The sequence below is a fragment of the Thalassovita sp. genome (genome assembly GCF_034670005.1).
In the GTDB taxonomy this organism is placed as follows: Bacteria; Pseudomonadota; Alphaproteobacteria; order Rhodobacterales; family Rhodobacteraceae; genus Thalassobius.
The window spans coordinates 1-18,628 of record NZ_JAXMOH010000010.1 but is presented as its reverse complement, the minus strand read 5'-3'; the positions used below and the strand labels follow the sequence as shown (position 1 = coordinate 18,628).

The window sequence follows — 18,628 nt, the reverse complement described above, 5'->3', positions numbered from 1 at the left end:
CCTTTCGGGCAGGGAGCGAAATCAATGGATGTCGAACTAAGCGGAATAACCAAACGTTTCGGCCCTGTAGTGGCCAATGCCGCTGTGAATTTGAAAATCAAGGGTGGCGAAGTCTTGGGTTTGCTGGGCGAAAACGGCGCTGGCAAATCCACCCTGATGAACGTGCTTTGCGGTCTTTACCATCAGGACGAAGGCGAAATTTTGATCGATGGCAAGCCGGTTAAATTCGATGGGCCGGGCGCATCCATCGCGGCCGGTATCGGTATGGTCCACCAGCACTTCATGCTGGTCCCTGTCTTCACCGTTGCCGAGAATGTGATTTTGGGCGTCGAACCGACCGGTCGGTTCGATCACCTCGATCTCGACACAGCACGGGCGCAGGTCCGCGAAATCAATGACAAATATGGGCTTGAAGTCGATCCGGATGCGCTGATCGAAGAGTTGCCCGTCGGCATTCAACAGCGCGTTGAAATCCTGAAAGTCCTGTTCCGGTCGGCCGATGTGCTGATCCTCGACGAACCGACCGCGGTGCTGACCCCACAGGAGGTCGAAGATTTCTTTGAAATCGTGAAATCGCTTCGGGACGCGGGGAAGGCAATCGTTTTCATTACTCACAAGCTGCACGAGATCCTCGAAATCTCGGACCGCATCAGTGTGCTGCGCGCCGGGCGGATTACCGGAGAAGGCGACCCGCGCAAATTGACCGAAGAGCAGCTTGCCGAAATGATGGTAGGCCGACCTGTCAGCTTCACCGTCGACAAATCCCCGGCCACACCGGGCAGCTCGATGATCGACATCAATAACCTTGTGGTCATGCGCGACAATGATGAGATCGCGGTCGATCATCTGAGCCTGACGGTCAAGTCCGGCGAAGTCGTCGGAATTGCCGGTGTGCAGGGTAATGGCCAGACCGCTTTGGTCGAGGCCATCACCGGTCTGACACGGGTATCTTCGGGAACCATTGTGTTTGATGGCGATGACATTACCCGCATGTCGGTACGCGAACGCCACCGCCGTGGCATGGCGCATATCCCCGAGGACCGTCATAAATCCGGCATGATCGCGAATTTCACCATCGCCGAGAACATGGTGCTGAATTCCTACTATGACGAAGAATATTCCAGCGGCACCTCTATCGACTGGCCACATGTGTCCGAAACCGCCGCTGCCTTTTGCGTCGATTTCGACATTCGCACGCCAAGCGTATTCCTGCAGGCGGGCAATCTGTCCGGCGGCAACCAGCAAAAAATGGTCGTGGCGCGCGAACTGGAACGCGAAACCAAGCTCGTCATCGCATCGCAACCGACGCGGGGGCTGGACGTGGGATCGATCGAATACATCCACAAGCGCCTGATCGGCAGCCGCGACGAAGGCGACGGCGTTTTGATCGTGTCGTCCGAACTGGATGAAATCATGGCTCTGTCCGACCGCATACTGGTCATGTTCAAGGGCCGGATCGTGGCGGAATTCGACAATACCGGCGGCAAGGCGGATCGCAACGCGATCGGTCTGGCAATGGCGGGGGCTACGAAAGGCGCAGCGGCATGACCACATCCATTGGCAAACGCGAACTAGACGACGCAGGCCGGGCGCTTCTCAAGCGCACGTCACGCGGACGGCAGGGTTTCGAAGACCTGGTGATCGTTCCGGTCTTCGCGGTGATCGTGGCCCTGATCCTCGGCGCCCTGATCATGTTAGCAACCGGTGTCGATTTGCCCACAATCGGCAAAAGCTTCGTAGCTCTGGCCCGCGGATCTGTCGGGTCACTCAATGCGATTTCAGAAACACTGACGGCCGCGATACCACTTGTACTGGCCGGGCTCGGGCTCGGTCTTGGCTTCAGGGCCGGGCTGTTCAATATCGGGGCAGAGGGTCAGCTTCTGCTGGGCGGCACGGCGGCCGTGGTATTTTCGTTCACCTTTGACGGTCTCCCATTCTTGCTGTTGATGCCGCTTTCGCTTCTTGCGGGGGCGGTGGTCGGGGCGCTTTACGCCTCAATCGCAGGGATTTTGAAAGCCACGACCGGCGCGCATGAGGTGATCTCAACGATCATGCTGAACCTGATTTCGTTTCAGTTGCTGAATTACCTGCTGCGACAACCATTCATCCAGAAAGAAGGCAGGTCCGACCCGATTTCGAAATCGGTGCCCGACGCGGGGCAGTTGCCACGCTTGCTGGACTGGCTGGATCCGAACCTGCGGGTGCATGCCGGGTTGTTCCTGATGCTTGGCGCGGTCGCGCTTGTCTGGTGGCTTCTGTTCCGCTCGAAGATTGGCTTTGCCTTCCGTGCCAGTGGTGAAAATCCGGATGCGGCGCGCTATGCGGGGATAAAATCGGGCCTTGTCATTGTTGCGGCGATGGGCACGGCCGGGGCGCTTGCGGGGCTCGCGGGGGCGGCGCAGGTGCTGGGCGTACTTGACCGGGCAAGCCCGGGATTTTCGGCCGGGATCGGGTTCGACGCCATCGCGCTTGCCCTGCTCGGACGGTCGCACCCGGTCGGCATCCTGGTTGCCGGCCTGCTATTCGGCGGACTCGAAGCGGGAGGCCGGCAGATGCAGGTGGATGCGGGCGTGTCAATCGACCTGATCGCCATCATTCAGTCCCTGATCATCGTGTTCATCGCTGCGCCGCTTCTGGTGCGCGCAATTTTCCCATGGGGTTTCAGGAAATCTGACAACGCTTCTGGAGGTTCGCAATGACCAACGTGACCGAGGTCTCTATTGCCACCCAACATATTGAAACCGGGAAGCAACGCCAATCCCGGATCGTCGGTGGTCTTTTGATCCTGCTGGCGCTTTTTGTCGTGCTGGTCTTTGGCATGGGTCTTTCTGGGGACGCGACCTTCCGGTTGTCCCGGCCGACTGATCCCTTTGCGCTGCCCAACCTCGTCATTCCGTCCGCACCGTTCACCTATATCGCCGCCGCGCTTCTCGCCTTTCTCGGGGCGCGCGAGCTTATCCGTGGCGGAACCCGCTGGACCTCTCTGTCATTGGGCATCGGCTTGGCGATCTTGGTTTTTGCCTTCCTCGTATGGGCAACGACGGGCAAATCGTTCTCTCTGACCGGCATGTTGCAGGCCACTGTCGTGCGCGCCATGCCGATCGCGCTTGGTGGGCTTGCCGGTGTGTTGTGTGAACGCGTGGCGGTGGTCAACATCGCCATCGAAGGGATGTTGCTTGCCGGTGCCTTTACCGGGGCGCTGATCGGGTCACTGCTGGGCGGCTGGGGCGGACTGGTCGCCGCGGTGCTGGTCGGGGGGGCTTTCGGTTTCATCCTCGCGGCACTTGTCGTCACCTATCGGATGGACCAGATCGTCGCTGGCGTGGTGATCAATCTCTTTGTTCTGGGCGTGACCAGTTATGTCAGTTCGCAAGTCTTTTCCGAACTGCGCCACCTGAACAACGCCCCGGTGTTCCGCGCGGTTAAGATCCCGCTGCTGGGCGATTTGCCGGTGATCGGGCCGATGCTGTTCAATCAGAACATCTTTGTCTACGGCGCACTGATCCTGGTGGCCCTTGCGACCTATTACCTGTTCCACACCCGCAGCGGTCTGCGCGCTAGGGCGGTCGGGGAACACCCGCGCGCCGCCGATACGCTGGGGATTAATGTTTATCGTACCCGTTACATCCACGTCACGCTTGGCGGTATGGTCGCCGGGTTCGGTGGCGCCTGGTTCACCCTGGGATCGGTCGGACGCTTCGATGAAAACATGACCGGCGGGCGTGGGTTCATCGGGCTGGCGGCGATGATCTTTGGCCGCTGGCACCCGGTCGGGGCGCTCATGGCGGCGTTGGTTTTCGGCTTTGCCGACTCTCTCCAGCAAAAGCTTGCGCTTTTGAATACGCCGATCCCCTCGGAATTCCTGTCGATGGCGCCCTATATCGCAACGATGATCGTTGTCGCTGGCCTGATTGGCCGGGCCCGCCCACCCGCGGCTGACGGCAAGCCATACGTGAAGGAATAAACAGAGCGCGGGCCGCACACATCCATCCGGTACCCTGAACGGTGCAGGCTTTTCGCCGTTCAGGAAGGGGATTGTTTGTGGCACCAACTCTGAACGTCCTGCGGGGCATGCGCCAGACCAGCCCCGGCCGGTTGCTTGAAACCAACTTGGAATGCGCCGCAAAAGCCGGAAAAATCCAGCTTCCGGCGGTCCAAGGGTGGGGAGCAGCGCAGTTGCCTGTCCCCATGTCGGCCTCCTTGCCTCAAAATTCGGGGGCAAAGCGTCTACAAATCTAGGGGCACCTCACCTCAACCGGCATTTTTTTACTTTAGCGATCAACGACGCCGGTTCCTATCCACCGTTCTCCGCGCCAAGAATATTGCGGAATAAAATTCTGCCTTGCGGTATTGGCTCCGGTCAATTGCATGCATAAGCTAGCAGAAGCAGAGACGCACATCCGCCACTAGAATCGGACGTGTTCCTCTGCATCGGGAGGAGAAAAACATGCATAAAATAATCGCTCTCAAGCGCGCCCGGAAGGTGTGCCTATGACGGGGATGACGCCAGAAGAAGCGGTGCGGCACGTCTTGAGCACCGACCCGACCTTCGAAGTGGAGCTGACCGAGGTTCGTGGTGTGACGTACAAAGCGTTCAAGAACGTTCCGCCAACCGTCCCCGCCCTTCTGGCGGCGAGTTGGGCGCAACATGGCGATGGCGCATTGGAATATCTCGTCTACGAAAACGAGCGGCTGACCTTTGCGCAGTTCACCGAAAACGTACGGCGGATGTCGATTGCTTTACGTGATAATCTGGGGCTGAGGCAGGGCGACCGGGTCGCCATTGCAATGCGCAACTATCCCGAAATGCTGGTGACGGTGCTTGCGATTTCGTCCATCGGGGCGACGGTGGTGTTTTTGAATGCGTGGTGGACCACCGAAGAGCTGGACTATGCTTTGGGCGACAGTGAAGCGAAGGTAGTGTTTGCCGACGGGCCACGGGCACAGCGGCTGGCTCCTTTGAAACAAACGCTGGGACTAACAATCGTCGGCATCCGGGATGCGGAAGGTCATGCGGATCATGACTTCAGCGTTCTACGGAGCGGCGCCAGCAGCGCGGATGCGGTCGAAGTTTCGATAGACACTGATGACGACTTCGCAGTGATGTATTCTTCAGGAACGACGGGCCATCCCAAGGGGGTGGTACAGACACATCGGGGCGCTGTGAATGCTGTGTTCAGCTGGCTGATGCAGTCGGTCGTGGCACCGCTGGTTACGCCGCCCGAACCGGGGGTACCAGAACCACCGCGTCCGTCGGCGCTGGTGGTGACACCGCTTTTCCATGTGACGGCAACACATCCGCTGTTTTTGCTTAGCCTGCCTGCTGGGGCAAAAATCACATTGATGCATAAATGGGACGCGGAAAAGGCCGTGCGACTGATCTTGGAACACGACATCACGCGGTTCTTGGGCGTGCCTACGCAGTCTGCGGAACTGATGCTGGCAGCGCAAGAGATGGGCGAGACATTGCCGCTGTTGGATTACATCGGCTCAGGCGGGGCCAAGCGGCCTGGTGCGCAAGTGAAACAGCTGGCCAAGACCTTCCCCAATGCAGGTATCGCCACCGGCTGGGGCATGACCGAGACTAACGCGCTAGGCGTCGGGATGATCGGTGACGATTACATTGAGCGTCCCGAGAGTGCGGGCAAACTGCATCCGCCGGTACAGGAACTTAAAATCCTTGATGACGCGGGCAACGAAGTGCCGGTGGGCACGTTGGGCGAGATTACGGTGAAGAGTCCAGCCAACATGCGCTGCTATCTCAACAAGCCCGAGGCCACCGCCGAGACGATACAGGATGGCTGGCTGCGATCCGGTGATCTGGGCGTGATCGACGAAGAGGGCTTTGTGACCATCCTCGATCGCAAGAAAAACATCATCATTCGTGGTGGTGAGAATATCGCCTGTCTGGATGTCGAAGGGGCGCTGCACCAGCTGCCACAAGTTTTGGAGGCCTGTGCGTTTTCGGTCCCTGACGACCGTTTGGGCGAAACGGTCGGTGCCGTCGTTCAATTGCGCGAGGGCACAACGCTGACCCAGGCGCAGATGGCGCAAGCGTTGGACGGGCATCTCGCCACCTTCAAGACGCCGACACATCTGTGGTGTCAGCACAGCCCCCTGATGCGGGGCGCAACCGACAAGATCGACCGCCGTGGATTGCGCACGGCATGTCTGGAAAAGCTAGAGGCAAGAACATGAACACTTTGAACAAAGACGAAATCGGCGCTTACATCGCACAAGCAGGACAGGATGCGTGGGAGGTGCCGGGACTGCCCGAAAACACGCCGCACCGGCCGGTGAAAAGCGTGGGCATCATCGGCGCCGGGACTATGGGTGGTGGCATCGCGATGAATTTCGCTACCGCAGGCATTCCCGTAACCATTGTAGAGACCACACAAGAGGCGCTGGACCGTGGGTTGAAGGTCGTGCGCGGCAACTATCAGCGATCGGCGGACAAGGGCCGCTTTCCGCAGGACGAGGTCGAGGCGCGCATGGCGCGATTTGACGGGCGGTTGCAATTGTCCGATCTGGGGGATTGCGATCTGGTGATCGAGGCAGTGTTCGAAGACATGGACCTCAAGCGCAAGATATTTACCGAACTGGATCGCGTGATGAAACCCGGCGCGATCCTGGCCACGAACACGTCGGCGCTGGATATCAACGAGATCGCCGGGATGACGACGCGGCCACAAGATGTGATTGGGCTCCATTTCTTTTCGCCCGCCAATGTGATGAAACTGCTGGAAATCGTGCGTGCCAAGCATACCGCGGATGATGTCGTAGCGACCTGCATGTCTTTGGCCAAGGATATCAATAAGGTGGCCACGCTGGTGGGTGTCTGCCCCGGTTTTGTTGGGAACCGCATCCTGTTCGCACGGCAGAAACAAGCCAATAAGCTGGTCTATCAGGGGGTCATGCCTTGGGATGTGGATGCCGCGCTTAACCAGTTCGGGTTCAAGATGGGGCCGTTCCAAATGTCCGATCTGGCAGGTCTCGACATCGGCTGGTCCAAAGGGGCCAAAACCGACAACCCGATCCGCGACGCGCTGTGCGAACTGGACCGGCGGGGGCAGAAGACGCAGGCTGGATTTTACGACTACGATGAAACCCGCCGGCCTGTTCCGTCGGATGTGACGGCCGGAATCATCCGTGACATCACCGGCGCGGAACCTTCCAGCATGAGTGCCGATGAGATCGTCGAAATCTGCATTTATCCGATGATAAACGAGGCGGTGAAAATTCTCGAAGAAAACAAGGCACAGCGCCCCTCGGATATCGATGTGGTCTGGCTCTATGGTTACGGCTGGCCGCCTGAAAAGGGCGGTCCGATGCTTTATGGCGACATGGTTGGGGCGCAGGCCGTCCTCGACCGGATGGAAAAGCTGGGTGCCGAGGATACCGAGTTCACGCCGGCAGAAACATTGCGCAGGCTGGTCAAAGAGGGTGGCAAGTTCACAGAGATCGATACCGGAGGGCTGAAAGTTTGAGCTATAACTATATCAAGACCGAAAAGCAGGGTCATATCCTAGTGGTCACAATGAACCGTCCCGAGGTCTATAACGCCGTGCATGTAGACATGCACAACGAGATGGCCGATTGCTGGGACGCCTTCGCGGCGGACCGGGATCTTTGGGTGGCGGTGCTGACCGGCGCAGGGGAGAAGGCATTTTCGGCGGGCAACGATCTGAAGGCCACTGCGCAGGGCGGTAGCAAAGCCAAGATGACCGACCGGGGATTTGCTGGCTTATCTTCACGCTTTGACCTGGAAAAGCCTATCATCGCCGCGGTGAACGGGTTTGCCATGGGCGGCGGGTTTGAAACCGCACTGTCCTGCGACATCATCCTCGCTTCGGAGAGTGCGAAATTCGCTTTGCCCGAAGTTAAGGTCGGCTTCTTTGCCGCCGCTTCGGGTGTGCAGCGCCTGTCCCGTTATATCGGGCGGCTGGCTGCGCAGGAAATGATGCTGACGGGACGAACGATCGACGCCCGGGAGGCGCTTGCACTGGGCTGTGTGAATGAGGTTCACCCAGCCGGTCAACTGATGGCCAAGGCGATGGAGAAAGCCGAGCAGCTTTGCACCGTCTCGCCCTCTGCCGTGAAAGCCACCAAGCGGGTACTTAACGACATGAACGCCCGCGACGGGGTGCAGGGCAGCATTGCCTATTCCCGCGAAGTTATCGCTGATCTGGCAAAGACCGAAGACTTCAAGGAAGGCGTTAACGCCTTCGTCGAAAAACGCGCACCCAACTGGGTGAACAAGTAACACTCTCGTTTTGGGGAAACGGAAAATAGAAACAAGGGAGGCACCAATGTCTGAGGGCACACCACTTGAACTGAACAATCTCGACATACCCGAGAAGGCCAGGCCGCTTTCGGCCGTCGTGATCAATCATATTCGCGAAAACGTCGATCTGATGTCGGATGAATTCCAGCGTCTGTGCGAAGGTCGCGCGGACCGCTGGTCCGGCGCGCCAGATCAACTGGGTCTGCTGGCTGGTGAAATTCGTTCGGCATTTGCGATGACCGAACCGGCAGGAGGGGTCGCAGGATGAGTATGTTCGATTTAACCGGCAAGGTCGCGCTGCTGACCGGCGCATCCAAGGGCATGGGACTCGCGATGGCCACCGCCTTGGCTGATCACGGCGCGACGGTCGTGATTTCCGCGCGCAAGCAGGATCAGCTGGATGCAGCGGCGGAAGGGATCAATGCGCGGGGCAAAGGCCGGGCGCACGGAGTGTCGTGCAATGTGGGCTACAAGGATCAGCTTCAGGCGCTGGTGGACAAGACACACGAACTGGCCGGGCCGATTGACGTGGTAATCGGGAATGCGGGCGTGAACCCCTATTACGGCAAAACATCTGAAATCCCCGATGATGCTTATGAGAAGACGATGAACGTCAACGTGCAGTCGAATTTGTGGCTGGCACAGATGGTGGCACCGGACATGGTGGCAAACGGGACCGGGTCGATGGCATTTACCTCTTCCATCGGGGCGTTCAAACCCTCCGTCATGCTGGGCACCTATGGTATGTCCAAGCTGGCGTTGATCGGTCTGGTGCGCAATCTGGCGGCCGAGTTCGGCCCCAAGGGCCTGCGGTTCAATGCGATCTGCCCCGGTCTGGTGAAGACCGAGTTCGCACGCGAACTATGGGAAAACCCGGAGGTCGAGACGCGCATTAAGGAGGAAATCCCTCTGCGCCGCCTGGGCGAGCCGGAGGACTTCGCCGGTCTCGCAGTATTCCTCGCTTCTGACGCCAGCCGCTATATGACGGGGCAGGCGCTTACCGTCTGCGGCGGCTCCAATATGTGGACATAAGATTATGGAACTTAAAGACAAAATCGTCGTCATCACAGGGGCGGCTAGCGGGATTGGGCGGGCGATGTGTCTGCGCTTTGCCCAGGAGAGCACCCGCCACATCGTCTGCGTCGACATTAATCTTGATGGCGCGCAAGCGACTGCGGACGAGATCGGAGGCACGGCTTATCAGGTGAATGTCGGCAAGGCCGACGAGATCGTCGCGCTGATCGATACGGTAGAGCGTGACATCGGACCCATCGACCTGTTCTGCTCAAACGCCGGCATTTCCCTGGCCGGAGGGGTGGAAGTGCCGGATGATGACTGGCAACGCATATGGGAAATCAACGTGATGTCCCATATCTGGGCCGCGCGCGCGCTGGTGCCACGAATGACCGCGCGGGGCGGAGGCTATCTGCTCAACACCTCTTCTGCGGCGGGACTGCTCAATCAGGTCGGTTCGGCCCCCTACGGCGTCACGAAACACGCCGCCGTGGGCTTGGCCGAATGGCTGGCGATGAGCTATGGCGATCAGGGGATCAAGGTCTCGGTGCTGTGCCCACAGGCGGTACGAACTGAAATGACGCGCGGCCACGAGGATCACGTCGCGGCTATCGATGGTATGATGGAGCCTGAACCGGTAGCCGAGGCCTGCGTGCAGACGATCCGCGAGGAAAGTTTTTTGGTGCTGCCACACAAGGAAGTGCTGAGCTATATGCGTGCCAAGACCGAAAACTACGACCGTTGGATCGGCGGGATGCGCAAACTGAACCGGCGCTTTGGCGGGTTCGAGGGGTAAAATTTCTACCCGGCCTGACTGGCCGGATGGACAAAAAAATCATCCAAACAAAGGACAAATGAATGATCGGCTACATGACTGTTGGCGTCTCCGATATGGAGCGCGCAAAGAAATTCTACACCGACCTTTTCGCGGATCAGGGCGCGAAAGTCGTCATCGATTCCGGGCGCATCGCCTTTATCGGGACCGAGCGCGGGAAGCCGATGCTGGCGGTTTGCGAACCCTATGACAAGGAAGCCCCGACACCTGGCAATGGTGTGATGGTGGCCTTCCCGACCAGCACCAAGGACGAAGCAGAAGCGCTTTATCACAGGGCGATGTCGCTGGGTGCGACCGACGAGGGACAGCCGGGTCAACGCATCCCGGACCGGTTCTACGGTGCCTATGTGCGCGATCCCGACGGCAACAAGCTTTGCTTTTTCGTCTTCGGCTGAGGTAACGCCGCGCACTGTCTGGGCCAGTCCCGGCGTGCGCGCCGCGTGATGCACCATCACCGCAGGAAAATAAATGCAGCAGCATCTTGATAAAGATGCTGCGCGCAGCGAACTCCGACCACTGCTGCTTTAAGAGACGGGCCAGAAAATGTGCGGCGGTATGCGCAAATTTTGTGGTTGCCGCCCGTGTCCGTCGTCAGAGATTTTGGGCCAGTTTGCGGCGTGATGGAAGCGTTCCGTTTGAGACCTCTGCGGCGATAGAAGGCGTGCGTGCCTTTCTTGGACCTGTCGCGGTTTCGTGCTGCTCCTTCGATCGCATTTACTGCAACAAACGGAACGGACTATGGGAATATCGCCCGTTCACGCCCGTTTTAATTTTTTTTGTTCTTTCCATAGTCTCTGCGGCGCGATCCGTGCAAAGCTTGACCAAAAGAGAAAGAAGAGAGAACTCATGTCACAACTATGGCAAATGACTGCGTCCGAAATCGCCAAGGCGGTGAGAAGCAAGACCATTTCAGCAACTGAAGTGACCGAGGCACATCTCGCGCGTATCGCCGACATTAACCCGAAGATAAACGCAGTGGTGCAGGAATTCCCCGAAGAAGCTTTGCAGGCCGCCCGCCAGGTTGATGACGCCATTGCAAAGGGCGAGGATCCAGGCCCGCTTTGCGGTGTCCCCGTTACGATCAAGGTGAATGTCGACCAGAAAGGCCATGCCACAACAAATGGGATCACCCTGCAGGAAAATCTGGTGGCGCAGGACGACAGCCCAGTGGTGTCCAACATCCGCAAAGCGGGTGCCGTGATCGTCGGACGCACCAACACCCCGGCCTTTTCGCTGCGCTGGTTCACGAACAATAATCTGCACGGGCAGACGTTGAACCCGCGAAACAGAGCGATAACACCGGGTGGGTCGTCCGGTGGCGCAGCGGCAGCCGTAGCAGCCGGGTTGTGTGCCGTAGGTCACGGCACGGATATCGCAGGGTCCATCCGCTACCCTGCCTACGCCTGCGGGCTTCACGGTCTACGCCCCACGCTTGGCAGGGTTCCGGCTTATAATTCTTCCGCAGCGGACCGCTTTATCGGTGCGCAGATGATGGCCGTCTCTGGGCCGATCGCACGATCCATTGCCGACCTCGAGATTTCCCTGGCAGCCATGGCGGCCCCCGATCTTCGCGACCCGTGGTATGTGCCTGTTCCAATCGGCAATCGGGATTTCCCAAAACGTGCGGCGCTGACAATAGCGCCGGATGGCATGCCTGTTGCCGAAGAGGTGCGCAAAGCTCTGATCAATGCGGCAGAAAAACTGAAATCGGCTGGCTGGACTGTTGACGAAGTGGACTGCCCGCCAATGCGTCGTGCCGCCGAAATCAATGCTTGCCTCTGGATGGCCGACACACAGTTCGGCGCCAAGGACATGATAGAGCGCGAGGCGGAACCGGATTCTCAGTTCGTGTTCGAGCAAATGTCCAGAAATGCTGGCGAGGTTGGGTTCGATGACCTGATGCATGCGCTCCAGGCCCGCGTGGCACTGGTGCGGGAATGGGAGCTGTTCCTGCAAAACTATCCCGTATTGATCTGTCCAGTCTCTGGGGCCCTGCCCTTTTCGCAACAGCAGGATGTGAGTTCGGAAGAGGCATTTGCGGCCATGCTGGAGGCGCAACTTACTCAGCGGGCTCTTCCAACACTCGGCGTGCCTTCACTCTGTGTGGCGACCGGTGAAGCAGACAATCGGCCTGTCGGCGTTCAACTGGTTGGCCTTCGATATCGTGAAGATATCCTATTGGCTGCTGGCCTTGATATTGAAAACGCGGGCGCCCCCCCTTTTGCGATAAATCCGAACTGGGATTGAAGAGCCGTAGCCATGTTTGCGCGAGCTACCCGGCCAGCCTGCAAAAGAGGGTAATCAAGATGGGCAGGAAGGGAGTATCCTGAACTCTGTGTATCTGTCCCGGCCCGTGCGGTTTCAGATACTCAAACGCCTAAACGCCCGCCGAGCATTATAGCGAACTGGTTGGGGGCTGCGAAAACATGATCGGCAAAATTCACATGCCAATATAAGATTGGCTGGATCGGCATCGGTCTGGGTACTGCTCTAATCATAGCGGCGTAGGTGGCGCGTGATGGCTTTGGGGTTGCTTCTTGGTGCGTGGATTTTCAGCAGGTACGGATGGGGGCAGGTCTGAGTTATCTGTGTGTTTATTCGAGCGATGACTACTTAGTTTAGTGGTTGAAAATTGGGGGCTGAATGGGGGCTGCATCATACCTCACCCTACAACCCTAAATAATTTCAAAGATTTGCACTGAAAAGTGGTGCGGGCGGTGCGCACCATGTAGCAGTTGCTACATGTAGTATGATGCTGTATTCCCCTTTTATTATTGCACCCTGCAAACAATACAGCGCATAGAGTGTTGCAGAATGTAGCAACACAGCCGGTCCTGTCTGGGGGGTTGGCTGGGGGGGTCGATGGGGGATGCGATGGCAGGGATCAGTAAGCTAACCGCAGTTCAGATCAGAAACGCGAAGCATGGGCAAAAGCTTGAGGATGGCGGCGGGCTCCGATTTGTTGGCGCCAAAGTCGGTGGAAACTGGATTTTCAGATACAGCCTTAAAGGAAAACGCCGCGAGATGGGATTGGGATCATTCCCGAGTGTTTCGCTGTCTGACGCGAGAGCAGAGCGCGAAAAGTGGTCTGCGGTTGTGCGGGATGGGAAAGACCCAATTCAGGAACGCCAGCGGATCATGGACGAAACGGCGCGGGAGAGTGTGGCCGCGCAGGCAGTCCCGACATTCGCGGAAATGGTAGATATAGCATTCGAGGCGCGCAAGGCGAGGTTGCGGCGCGATGGGGAGGCGGGGCGATGGCTGTCGCCTCTGCGGCTTTACGTGATCCCAGCTATCGGCAACATGCCGGTGACGGATATTACCCAGACCCACATTCACGCCGCACTCAAACCGATCTGGCGGAAGATGCACCCAACAGCGGTGAAGGCTATCCAGAGGACACGGATCGTCCTGACACATGCCCGGCTGTCGCAATTCGATGTTGATCCTATGATCTGTGACGCAGCCGAAATGATGCTCGGTTTCGTGAACCATCGAAAGAAGCCTATTCCAGCAACGCCCTGGAAGGACGTGCCAGACCTCTATCGGCGGATCGCGCCAGACCGGTCAACGCACCTAGTGCTGCGGTTTGCGATCCTTACTGCAATGCGCAGCAACGCGATCCGGAAGGCGCGATATGAGGAGGTCGAAGGCGACGTGTGGACGGTCCCTGCGGAGCGGATGAAAGGTTCAGAAGCAGACGCATCCAATTTTCGTGTGCCGCTGTCCGCTGCCGCACTGGAGGTGATCGAGGCTACTCGGGAACTAACCGGCGGATCAGGTTTCATCTTCCCGTCTCCATGTCGGGGCGGGAAGAACCCTGTCTCTGATGTGGCCGTGTCGAAGGTTTTGAATGTGCTTGGCGAGGCCGGGCGGTTGCATGGGTTCCGCACATCGTTCAGGACATGGGCACAGGATACAGAAGCGGCAAGCTATGACGTGGCTGAAACGGCGCTGGGGCACATTGTTGGTAACAAGGTAGAGCGATCCTACGCGCGGTCTGACCTTCTCGAAAGGCGGCGTTTTCTCATGCAGCGATGGGCCGACTTCGTGACCATGAGCGATGCCAAGGTGGTACAGTTCAGCAGGTGAGGCTCATGCGTCCGCCCGCTTGCTTCCGAGAATGCCACGCAGAAGGAATTTACCGGCGATGATCGGGGCGTAGATCGGGTACTTGCGTCGGTATCCCTTGCGGTGCATTTCCGCCCAAGTCTTCACGCGCTTGCGCTGGATATTGTCGGTCCATCCCCGGCCACGGGTCCAGACAGCGACATGCCCGATGCCGCTTGGAGAATGGACATACCAAATCACATAGCGGCAGATGATGAGCGGCCACCAGGGGCGGAGCCAGCTTTCACGTTCTCGCAGGTGGACGAGCTTGAGGGTGTAAGGCGCGCACCGGCATAGAGTCAGCGTCAGGGTTCACGGCAGCCATGCGCATGGTCGAGCCGATATCGATCGCCGCCGCATTGGGGTTGACCATCTTCAGGTCCGGGTGGTCGCCGGGCATGGGGTTTGCCATCGCATCTCCTCCGTTCAAGGCGAAGGGCGTGGGGCGTGGCGCCCCCCCCCTTCGGCTTCGCCCCAGCCAGCGGGCGCGGCATTGATTTTCGCCGGCCACTTGCACTAAGTTCTTCCGGTCGGCGTTGCCTTCCAATGCAGGAACCATCTCGCGCTGCGAGTTGCCCTCGGTGCGAATTGACGCACCAGCGCCGACATCACCCGTCAGATCGTAGAAATAGCGGACTGGTGCTTCGCGGGCATGTGACCACACAGTCACCGTGTCGCCGCCGCCAACGGAAATTTCGGCCTCGAAAGCATGAACTGCCTTCACATTATGACGGCCGCGATTGTCAGGCATTGTCGATACGTGACAGCCTTTCCTGACGATTTCCGGCAACTGGCTGACCGCGTTGAGAAGCACATCGGCTTCGCGCGCTGAACCGAGTCGAAGATGAACGCGGCCATATGCGGGGCGACGGAGGTGCTGATGGTCACGGTGTCCGTCGTCAGAATTTTTCGGAATGCTGAGGCACGGCTCTACGTCGCCCTCTTTGTCGTCTTCACTTCAGGAGTGGGTCCGGCAGACGCAGCATCGAGCGGGTGCGGAATTGCACCCTGGCTGGGCTCCGGGTCGGGGCGCACCGGCACGGCGGCGGCGTTCCCCATGATCCTCTGAGCTAGGACGGTGAGCGGGTCTGTGTCTTCTGGATCGACCTTGCCCGCGAACATGCCAAGGTGCTTGGCGAGGCTATCCAGAGCCTTCGACCGGTCCTGTAGCTTGATCTTCTTGCCTTGGCGGGTCTCTTCGATCCCGTCGAACAGAATGCGGGCCTCTGGCGACATTGTGCGTGTGTCGGCAATCCGCGTGTACTCAACGCCCAGCCCGGAGCATTCAGGGCAGTCTGGGTTAGGATCGACGGTGATGCGGTATCCATATCCGCCCAAGTCGTTCGGCAGGCGGTGGTCGATGATGGTTCTGGCGATTGCGGCGGCGCGAAGGTCGTCTTCGGCAAATAGTTCGTAAGCCACGCTCTGTAGGGCTTCACGGAACTCACGTTCTGTTTTCCATTGGAAATCGTTGTCGATGCCGTGGCAGTAGCGACAGGCCCCAATGCGATGCTCCACCAGCTCGGTGGCGTCGACTGTGGCTATCTTGGCCCATCTGACCGCCACGTCCTCGACGGACAGCATGGCGGCTTTCTCGGCCTCTTTCCGGCCCCGAGCGATAGCCCTTTGAAGGTCAACATTAGTCAACAGGCGCGATCCCTGCTGCTTCGCGGTCTTGGGGCTGTAACCGGCCTCAATTGCTGCCTGCTTGGCGTTGGGGTCTTTCAGATAGGCAAGCACAAAGTCTCGCTGCCGATCCGATAGATCGAACTGATCGAGCCATTCCGTGCTGGTGGTGGTGTCTGCCTGACTGCTCATCGCTCCGTGTCTTCACGCCGGTTGCCTGCTGATGGCGACGATAATGCCACAAGCAAACCTATTGCAACCATGTTCGGACTCGCGCGCCACCACCACCAAGATTGTTAATTTGTTCCTTTTATGGCCCATCTGTGGCCCAAACAGTGGCCCAAACAGTGGCCCAGCGATCAGGTTTTAATATTATATATCATTTAGTTATGTGGCCCAAACAGTGGCCCAAACAGTGGCCCATCTGTGGCCCAACTAGAAAAAATAAAAAAAGCACAACCTATCGAAAAAAAACCGTTTGCGCCCTGCAACATGTTTCAATAAGGTTGTGTTGTTAGCAAGAAGCTCAACGGAGAATAAAATGACAGAGCAAGAGTGCGACGAGATCACCGCGCTGATGCTGACTGAGGTTCCCCTAGATTTGTAGACACTTTGCCCCCTAACTTTGAGGCAAGGAGGCCGACATGGGGACAAGCAACTACAGCGACGATTTCAAGCGCGATGCGGTGCATCAGATTGCGGTGCGTGGCTATCCGGTTCACCTTTCTTTCACCGATGGATGCCAGCGGTGCCGATGCTGTTGCCAAACCGCACACCATTCTCGCCCGCGCTTTGCGCCGCTCCGATGCGCTCGGGCGATGGAATGGCGTGGCGCTGGACCCGGCAGTGGGCGCGGCGCTCGCGGGCCGGTTGCGCGATTTCGACTATGATCTCACAGCCCTGCGTTTAGGTCGCTACGCGAGCCCCAATCGCCACCGGCAGGCCCGGCAGGACCCGACCCTCGCCGGAAGCCTTTTTGTGCGTGGAGATCTTTCGGATATCTGGCCACTCCTGCGCATCGCCGAACGCGCCCATATCGGCTGGCACGCGGTTGAAGGGCTGGGGCGGGTTCGGGTGGAGGCTATTGAATAGCGGTGATCTCGCGCTCAATGTCGTCAAGCGCCCCAATCCGGTCGAGCGCTTCCTAGGTGATATGAAATAGGACTGTCAAGATTCACCACCAAAGGATGTGGAATAGCGGTCCATACGCCACTAAGTGGATTGGACCGGTTAAGTGGTGCTGATCCGCACTTTAATGTCCACGATGATAGTTGATGTGAGCTCACAACTTAGCGTAACTGGCAATTAAATCGCTGCAATCTTCCAAGCCTGAGAAACCGGGGAAACGATGAGAATTAGAATCGCAGAAGTGAGAGCCGCAGCGGGACTTACACAAGCAGAACTGGCTGAGAAGATCGGAATTTCGCGTGCCTATCTTGCCCAGATCGAGAGCGGGGTGCGGAAACTTACAACCGAAAACCAGTCCAATATCGCGCTGGGGCTCGGCGTTGCTCCCACCGAACTAGTCGATTTTGATGCGCCCGATAAGGCCGAAGAGGGATTGCTTGTTGAGGCCTTTCGCTCAATGAACAAAGAACAGCGCGCAGCATGGCTTGACATCGCGCGGATAACCCTCGGAAAGAGAGAGCTGTAAACCGTGACCCGCCCGGCATTAGTGGTCCCAATTTTTCGGGCGAAAACGCACCTTAAAAGACCCGCGGCGCATGAAAGGCCGCAACTTCGAGGCCAGACACACGGTAATCCCCACTTTTCTAATGGGACTCAGCCGTAGAATTCACGCGGCTGTTTTCAGTTTCATGGCGAGGTGATCCCGCCGATGGCCATGTTGGGCCGGGGCACAGAAACCATTGCCTGCGACCACCAAAGGCAGTTTCTGACCATGTGGTCACAAGTCGCTCACCCGCGAAGTCGATGACTTCGGGTATTGCGGTCACCATCTTCGCCAGTTTGCGGATGTCGATCTGGGATGTGCGGTCACAAATCATTTGTAAAGCTTAACATTTGTCAGCTTTTTCCTAAGCCGATTATCCTCTCTCCGGCGGTGTGCTCAGTGGGTCCGGTGCTTGTTGAAGCTTCTTGAACCTATCAATGTCTCTTCGAAGGGTTTCGACCGGAATTTCTTTGGAGGGGATGGTCACGAAACCTACGACTGCTTGTATGAATGCGATCAGCGGGCCGCTTCGCTGCGGGGCGCCCGGATCGTGTGACTTGGTCGTGTAGCTTACCTTTCTGCCAGCATCCATCCAGATATGGCAGCAGCTTTGAACAACGAGTTGCCGACGCATGTCCACGGACTTCCGCTTGTCGTCTGGGACCAATTCAGCTGCCCCACCGGGCGTGTTCATCAGTTGCGCGATCTTGCCTTTCAGGTTGTCGACAACAGGTTCTAGTCGCGCCAACTCATGTCGAATCTCATCAATAAGGGTGCCAGTGTCTTTCGTTTCGGCAAAATGCGCGCTCATATTAGCGCAGATGGTTTCACAACTTGCACGATCATGAGACAACCGGTGCGCAAGCTGCGCCATACGTTCCAAGCCTTCTGCACCTCGGCTCAATGCCTTGGAACGGGTGATGCGGGTGAGGTTAACCTCGGATTCGCTGTCCAGACAGTTGAAGTGGTCCCAGTTTTCCGGACAGGTTTGCAGCCTTTCTAAGGTGTATCCGATTTAAGTTTCATGCTGCCAATTTCTGTTCTCGACCGTGCCAATATGCCTCCCTCGGCGTTCGATGCTCAAGGG

General features: G+C 58.1%; 17 protein-coding genes. 14 read left to right on the top strand and 3 right to left on the bottom strand.

The genetic code is table 11. From position 1 onward, the window contains the following. The first annotated feature begins 24 nt into the window (after positions 1–24). The 12 genes from VOI23_RS15165 to VOI23_RS15110 all read left to right on the top strand — a co-directional run bounded on the left by VOI23_RS15165 (position 25) and on the right by VOI23_RS15110 (position 14,225). Positions 25–1,548: an ABC transporter ATP-binding protein gene (locus tag VOI23_RS15165; protein ID WP_323785772.1), complete on the top strand. Its 1,524-nt coding sequence runs from the start codon at positions 25–27 to the stop codon at positions 1,546–1,548. Continuing rightward, a complete protein-coding gene (locus VOI23_RS15160; RefSeq protein WP_323785771.1) occupies positions 1,545–2,699 on the top strand; it encodes an ABC transporter permease in 1,155 nt (384 codons plus the stop codon). Before VOI23_RS15165 ends, VOI23_RS15160 begins: the two co-directional genes overlap by 4 nt. Continuing rightward, positions 2,696–3,964, top strand: coding sequence for an ABC transporter permease (locus tag VOI23_RS15155; protein ID WP_323785770.1), 1,269 nt, complete (start codon positions 2,696–2,698; stop codon positions 3,962–3,964). The genes VOI23_RS15160 and VOI23_RS15155 overlap by 4 nt, the downstream gene beginning before the upstream one ends. Positions 3,965–4,491: 527 nt before the next feature. Continuing rightward, positions 4,492–6,198 (top strand): class I adenylate-forming enzyme family protein, encoded by a 1,707-nt coding sequence (locus VOI23_RS15150; RefSeq protein WP_323785769.1) that lies wholly within the window; start codon positions 4,492–4,494, stop codon positions 6,196–6,198. Further along, positions 6,195–7,487 (top strand): 3-hydroxyacyl-CoA dehydrogenase, encoded by a 1,293-nt coding sequence (locus VOI23_RS15145; protein ID WP_323785768.1) that lies wholly within the window; start codon positions 6,195–6,197, stop codon positions 7,485–7,487. The genes VOI23_RS15150 and VOI23_RS15145 overlap by 4 nt, the downstream gene beginning before the upstream one ends. Next, positions 7,484–8,263 (top strand): enoyl-CoA hydratase-related protein, encoded by a 780-nt coding sequence (locus tag VOI23_RS15140; protein WP_323785766.1) that lies wholly within the window; start codon positions 7,484–7,486, stop codon positions 8,261–8,263. Before VOI23_RS15145 ends, VOI23_RS15140 begins: the two co-directional genes overlap by 4 nt. A gap of 46 nt (positions 8,264–8,309) precedes the next feature. Then, a complete protein-coding gene (locus VOI23_RS15135) occupies positions 8,310–8,552 on the top strand; it encodes a hypothetical protein (protein WP_323785765.1) in 243 nt (80 codons plus the stop codon). Next, entirely contained in the window at positions 8,549–9,316 is a 768-nt protein-coding gene (locus tag VOI23_RS15130; RefSeq protein ID WP_323785764.1) for an SDR family oxidoreductase, read from the top strand. Before VOI23_RS15135 ends, VOI23_RS15130 begins: the two co-directional genes overlap by 4 nt. Positions 9,317–9,320: 4 nt before the next feature. After that, positions 9,321–10,094, top strand: coding sequence for an SDR family oxidoreductase (locus VOI23_RS15125; RefSeq protein WP_323785763.1), 774 nt, complete (start codon positions 9,321–9,323; stop codon positions 10,092–10,094). Positions 10,095–10,156: 62 nt separating this feature from the next. Continuing rightward, positions 10,157–10,528: a VOC family protein gene (locus tag VOI23_RS15120; RefSeq protein ID WP_323785762.1), complete on the top strand. Its 372-nt coding sequence runs from the start codon at positions 10,157–10,159 to the stop codon at positions 10,526–10,528. A 343-nt stretch (positions 10,529–10,871) separates the two neighbouring features. Beyond that, positions 10,872–12,380 carry an amidase family protein gene (locus VOI23_RS15115; RefSeq protein WP_323785761.1) on the top strand — a complete coding sequence of 503 codons (1,509 nt, stop codon included), beginning with the start codon at positions 10,872–10,874 and terminating at the stop codon, positions 12,378–12,380. A gap of 627 nt (positions 12,381–13,007) precedes the next feature. Further along, entirely contained in the window at positions 13,008–14,225 is a 1,218-nt protein-coding gene (locus VOI23_RS15110) for a tyrosine-type recombinase/integrase (RefSeq protein ID WP_323785760.1), read from the top strand. 262 nt (positions 14,226–14,487) lie between these two features. Here the strand turns inward: VOI23_RS15110 and VOI23_RS15105 are convergent, their stop codons facing one another. Both VOI23_RS15105 and VOI23_RS15100 read right to left on the bottom strand, forming a co-directional pair. Beyond that, the gene (locus tag VOI23_RS15105) at positions 14,488–15,057 is read right to left on the bottom strand and encodes a hypothetical protein (protein ID WP_323785759.1); all 570 of its coding nucleotides are present in this window, start codon (positions 15,055–15,057) and stop codon (positions 14,488–14,490) included. A 116-nt stretch (positions 15,058–15,173) separates the two neighbouring features. Then, the gene (locus tag VOI23_RS15100) at positions 15,174–16,061 is read right to left on the bottom strand and encodes a terminase small subunit (protein WP_323785758.1); all 888 of its coding nucleotides are present in this window, start codon (positions 16,059–16,061) and stop codon (positions 15,174–15,176) included. A gap of 513 nt (positions 16,062–16,574) precedes the next feature. Between VOI23_RS15100 and cas6 the strand changes: the two genes are divergently transcribed. Together cas6 and VOI23_RS15090 are read left to right on the top strand one after the other, a co-directional pair. Further along, on the top strand, positions 16,575–16,961 hold the full coding sequence (gene cas6 / locus VOI23_RS15095) for a CRISPR system precrRNA processing endoribonuclease RAMP protein Cas6 (RefSeq protein WP_323785757.1): 387 nt from the start codon (positions 16,575–16,577) through the stop codon (positions 16,959–16,961). Positions 16,962–17,217: 256 nt separating this feature from the next. Continuing rightward, positions 17,218–17,523: a helix-turn-helix transcriptional regulator gene (locus VOI23_RS15090; protein WP_323785756.1), complete on the top strand. Its 306-nt coding sequence runs from the start codon at positions 17,218–17,220 to the stop codon at positions 17,521–17,523. A gap of 391 nt (positions 17,524–17,914) precedes the next feature. Here the strand turns inward: VOI23_RS15090 and VOI23_RS15085 are convergent, their stop codons facing one another. Further along, a complete protein-coding gene (locus tag VOI23_RS15085; RefSeq protein ID WP_323785755.1) occupies positions 17,915–18,424 on the bottom strand; it encodes a hypothetical protein in 510 nt (169 codons plus the stop codon). Positions 18,425–18,628: the final 204 nt, after the last annotated feature.